We start from the raw sequence: 484 nt of genomic DNA, 5'->3' as shown, positions 1-484 counted from the left end.
GAGTTCGTCGGCAGCGTCAGATGTGTATAAGGGACAGGGTGTGCGGTGCCCGGAGCGGCGGCGTACACGCCCTGGTCCGTGCGGGAGCCGGGGCCGACCAGGTAGCCGCCCGCGCCCCGGATGTCGATGCCGGGGGCGAGCCGGCCCGCCGAGTTGGGGACGACGACCTCGGGCGGTCCGCTCAGCCACAGGTGCCGCCCGCCGGACGGCGTCACGACGACCACGGTCGGGGGGATCGTGAACAGATGCCGCAGTGCCAGCTCACGCAGGGCGGCCGAGGAGTCCGTGCCGTTCTTCACGTCGAGGTCGAGGCCGATCAGGTGGTGCGGGGGCAGCCCGCAGGCGATGCCGTAGCCGGTCGCCCGGGGAGCGGCGGCGAACAGTTCCCGGATGCGGTCCGGGTCGCTGGAGGCGTCGTAGATGCCGTGCCCGAGGCGGCCGCACGCGCCGTGGCAGGGGGAGGGCGTGGGGTCTGTCTCTTATA

At 73.1% G+C, this 484-nt stretch carries 1 pseudogene; it reads right to left on the bottom strand.

Annotated features, from left to right (window positions below):
* A pseudogene (locus C1J00_RS48695) lies at positions 1 to 473 on the bottom strand (bifunctional DNA primase/polymerase); the annotation flags it as partial.
* Positions 474 to 484: the final 11 nt, after the last annotated feature.

The sequence above is a fragment of the Streptomyces cahuitamycinicus genome (assembly GCF_002891435.1).
GTDB classification, from domain to species: Bacteria; Actinomycetota; Actinomycetes; order Streptomycetales; family Streptomycetaceae; genus Streptomyces; species Streptomyces cahuitamycinicus.
Note: the sequence above shows the minus strand (reverse complement) of the source record. Positions and strands in the feature narration are given on the sequence as shown.